Source organism: Thiocapsa sp. (assembly GCF_035467215.1).
Lineage (GTDB): Bacteria > Pseudomonadota > Gammaproteobacteria > Chromatiales > Chromatiaceae > Thiocapsa.
In genome coordinates, this window is record NZ_DATITZ010000106.1 from 1 (window position 1) to 4427 (window position 4427).

A 4427-nucleotide genomic window follows, 5' to 3' on the forward strand; every position below is an offset into this window, starting at 1 on the left:
CGGCGCTAGCGAGACCGCGGGCGATGAGCGCCAGGTGCTCGAACAGGGCCTGTTTGGGTGGCCGCTCGGGAATCGGCTCGCGAGCCGGACCGGTGGGTGGCCTGGAGGCCCGACGCGGGATACGGGCTTTGGGCATGTCCAACGTGCTCCGATGCAGATGAAGGCTCGACGGCGGGGCTGTTCGAGGTTCGGCGAGCGGTCAGTATACGTCCGGGCCGGCCAATGGGGGCGAGGGACGACTCAGCGACGAACGCCTTCCGAGGACCTGATCGCCGATCTGAACCGAGCGCTCGGCTGCCCCGAGGCAACCGTGGCGTTATGGCTCGATCAGATAGATCTCGATCCGACGATTGCGCTCCCGCGCCGCGATCGTCCGATTGTCGGTGATCGGGCGGATTCCGCCGAAGCCTTCGGCCTGAATGCGGTCGGGATCGATACCTGCCTCGGATAATAGGTCGCGAACCAATTGCGCTCGGTCTTGAGTCAGCTGTAGGTTCCGCCGCGTGTTTCCCTTGCTGTCGGAGTGTCCCTCGATCCGCGCGAGCATGTGCTCGTAGCGCTTGAGCACCTCGGCGATCTCGCCGAGGACATCCGGTTTCTCGGAGTCGAATTCCGCCCGGCCAACCTTGAACGAGAGCTCGGGTTCACCGAGCGCGATCAAGTGACCGCGTTCGGTCGGAAGCGCACCCAGCTGCTCGAGCGCCTCGTCCAATCCCGCGCGATCGACCGCCGGAGGCGCTTCGACCGCCAGAGCCGCTTCCACGGGCGGCGCCGCTTCGACGGGCGGGGGAGACGTCGTTGCCGACAAAGGCTCCCGAGTGCCGCGATCCGCCAGCCGGACAAGGTCATCGTCGATCCGCTTGCGTTGCTCCTGCAGGGTGGCGACGTCTTCTTCGAGCCGCTGGATCTTGTTCTGCAATTCGGCCAACAGGGCGTCAACGGCCCTTTGATCCGCGTCTGTGTCGATGGGGGCAAGAGGTGTCTCGACCGGACTCGCGACGGGGATATCGGCTGTCTCGCGGGTCTCGTCGGGCGCCGCGGAGAGTGCCACCGTGTCCGTTCCCGGGCTGACGTCCATGAGGAGACCGGCAGCAATGGCGATACCGAGAACGATGGAGGCGAGCACCCACGCCGATCGCTTTAAGGGGGTTGTACCGGACATGCTGGTTCCTCGGGGGTCAGTCGTTTAGCAACGGGGTATCGGGTGCGGCTCGGGGGGGCTCCTCACGCCCGCGCAGAATAGCAAAACGGGTCGCGCAGATCCGCGTTCCGATCAAACCCGCCCGGACCAATCGCGCGCGAACTGCCACGCCGTGCGACCGCTGCGCGAGCCGCGACGCAGGGCCCATTGGAGCGCGGCACGCTCGAGCGCTTCGTGCCGCTCGGATGCGTCGGTTTCGGATGCCGCCGATTCGGGTGTCGTGGCGAGACGGGCAAGCCAGTGATGCACAAGGGCGAGGTATTGGGCCTGACTGAATGGGTGAAAGGCGACCCAGAGGCCGAATCGATCCGAGAGCGAGATCTTCTCCTCGACCGATTCACCGTGGTGCAGCTCGCCGTCGACGATACGGGCCTCCCGGTTCTCCGACTGAAGCTCGGGCAGCAGATGGCGGCGGTTGGAGGTGGCGTAGATGAGCAGGTTCTCCGGTGTTGCCGTGATCGAGCCGTCCAAGGCGGCCTTCAGCGCCTTGTAGCCGGATTCGCCGGCATCGAAGGAGAGGTCGTCGCAGAAGAGGATGAAGCGCTCCGGGCGGTCGCGAATCAGCTCCAGGATCTCGGGGAGCTGAATCAGGTCGTCCTTGTCGATCTCGATCAGACGCAGTCCGCGCTCGCGCATCGCATTGAAGACCGCCTTGATCAGCGAGGATTTGCCGGTCCCGCGCGAGCCCCACAGCAGGACGTTGTTGGCCCCGCGTCCGGCGAGGAACGCAGCGGTGTTGCGCTCGATCTCGGCCTTCTGCCGATCCAGACAGAGCAGATCGTCGAGGTTGATCCGATGCGGAGCGGGCACCGCCTGCAGCCAACCGCGATCGCCGCGGCGGCGCCACCGAAAGGCGTGGGCGCTCCAGTCCGGGGGCTCGGTGCCGCCGGGCAGCAGCACCGCGAGACGCTCCAAAAGGGCCTCGGCGCGTCGGAGAAGTCGTTTCTTGGCTCCCATCGCGTTAGTCACGTGTCAGTGATAAGTCGAGCACGGAATTTAATCGTTGTCGTTGTCGATTACGATTGCGACAACGACAACGACAACGAAAGCCGTGGTAAAGGAATTCTCTCGCCGAGTTGTTCTATTTATTTTTGAAGCAAACCGTCTCCGTCCTATTCCGTGAAACCCGCAGCTCGGCTGATCGCGTGGTCGCGCCCCGGGCTCAAAGCGCGACCGATCGAGGCAGGATATCCGCCGCAGCCGGCACGGCTGCATCCTGTCGCAAGGCGCGATGCAGCCGAAGATCCTCCAGCCGCAATGGTCGTCCGACTGCGAAACCTTGGGCATAGTCCACGCCCATCGTACGCAGTCGCTCGACCAGCTCCGGGGTCTCGGCCCATTCGGCGATCGTCTTCATGCCCAACACATGTCCGATGTGGTTGATGGAGGAGACGAGCGCACGATCGACGGGGTCGGTTTCCAGATTGCGCACGAAGCTTCCGTCGATCTTGAGATAGTCCACCGGCAGGAACTTCAGATAGGCATAAGAGGCGAAGCCCGTTCCGAAATCGTCGACCGCGAAGGATGTTCCGAGCGCACGCATCTCCAGCATAAAGGTCCGTGCGCGGCGCAGATCCGCCACGGCGGCAGTCTCGGTGATTTCAAAGCAGATGCTGGAGTAGGGGACCGCGTACTCGGCGAACTGACGTTTGAGATAAGCGATGAAGCCGTCGTCCATCAGCGTGGTCCCGGACAGATTGATCGCGAGCATGAAGCGATCCGGAACCGCCTCGTGCCAGGCGGCAAGTTGCTCGGACTGGCGCGAAAAGACGTGCGTGATGATCCAGCGGTCGATTGCCGGCATCAGGATGTGGCGCTCGGCCGCTCCGATGAAGGTGTCCGGCACGACGGCGTTGCCCTTTTCGTCCTGCATCCGAGCCAGGATCTCGTAATGCATCGGCTCATCGCTGCCGTGGAGCGATCGGATCGGCTGCGCCATGATTCGGAATCGCCCTTCGCTCAGCGCGCGGCCGATGGCGGGGACGAGGGCGAGATCGCCGCGGTGACGGATGCTCTCGGCATCGCGATGGCTGTAGATATGTAACCGATCCCGGCCTTTCTCCTTGGCGACACCGCACGCGATATCGGCCTGTCCGAGCGCATCGAGGGCCCTGGTCGTGACCGGGTCGAAGACGACGAGGCCGATGCTGAGGGTGATGTCGAACGAACGGTCCTGCCACGTGAAGAGAAAATTGCGGGTCGTGCGGATCAGGTCTTCGCAGAGATCCTTTGACCGGTTTGCCGCGTCGCCGACAAAGAGAGCGACGATCTCGTCTCCGCTCAAGCGGGCCAAGGCGGTTGCGGCGGCCAATTTGGTCTTGACGATTTGCCCGAGCTGCTCGAGGACCTTGTTGCCCGCGGCGTGACCGAAGGTGTCGTTGATGATCTTGAAACGGTCGATATCGATCAAGCAGAGTGCGTGTTTGGGGCTCCCTTGAACGCGCAGCGGCGTGACGGCACCGAGGATGCGCTCGAAGGTCGGTCGGTTCTGAAGACCCGTCAGCGGGTCGCGCTGTTGGAGGAATTCCACGCGTTGCTCGCTGCGCTCGGACTCGGTCATGTCCTCGGCGATCAGTAGTCGGAACTCCTCGCCGTCGAGCGTCAAGGGACGCGTCAGCAAGCGCATCGGGAACGGCCGATCGTCCGCGCGAACACCGTGAAGGTGGAGCACGCGCGGCTCGAGTCCGGGACTCGCCCTGGAGCCATCGAAAACATCCGACAGGCGCAAATCCGGGATCAGGATATCGATCGGCAAGGCCAGGGTCTCTTCGCCGAGGCGTCCGAAGAGGACCTCGGCGGCCGGATTGAACAAGCGGATCCGGCCGTCGATGTCGGTCAGGATCACCCCGTGCGAGACGGTGCCCAGCAGCGCGCGCAAGGTCTCGCCGGCAGCGTCCAGATCAGCGAGGTCGCGCAGCTCCGCGCGTGCGAGCATGCGGAAACGCAGATAGAAGAGCAGCGCGATCCCCGCCGTTGCCATCGCGACGGCCAGCGCCAGGGCCAGCGTAACCCCGAGCTCGCCGTCCTGTCGGCTCGAATCGGCCGCGATTGCGGACATCCGCCCGCGATAATCCCAAGCCGCCAGGCCCAAGGTCAGGAGGCTGCCGCTCAGGGCGACCAGGTAACCCCGTGTCGCCGAGCGCGTCGAGGCGGGAACAACCCGCGAGTGTCTCCAGTGATGCCGAATCAATCGGTTCAGACGCAGACTCATGGTCGGGGACTCATG

General features: G+C 64.3%; 3 protein-coding genes. All 3 read right to left on the minus strand.

The annotated features are described in order from the left end of the window. Nucleotides 1-316 precede the first annotated feature (316 nt). Entirely contained in the window at nucleotides 317-1162 is an 846-nt protein-coding gene (locus VLR48_RS06095) for an OmpA family protein (protein ID WP_325290922.1), read from the minus strand. 111 nt (nucleotides 1163-1273) lie between these two features. Then, the gene (locus tag VLR48_RS06100; RefSeq protein WP_325290923.1) at nucleotides 1274-2158 is read right to left on the minus strand and encodes an ATP-binding protein; all 885 of its coding nucleotides are present in this window, start codon (nucleotides 2156-2158) and stop codon (nucleotides 1274-1276) included. A 205-nt stretch (nucleotides 2159-2363) separates the two neighbouring features. Then, on the minus strand, nucleotides 2364-4427 hold a 2064-nt coding region (locus VLR48_RS06105; RefSeq protein WP_325290924.1), incomplete at its 5' end, for a putative bifunctional diguanylate cyclase/phosphodiesterase.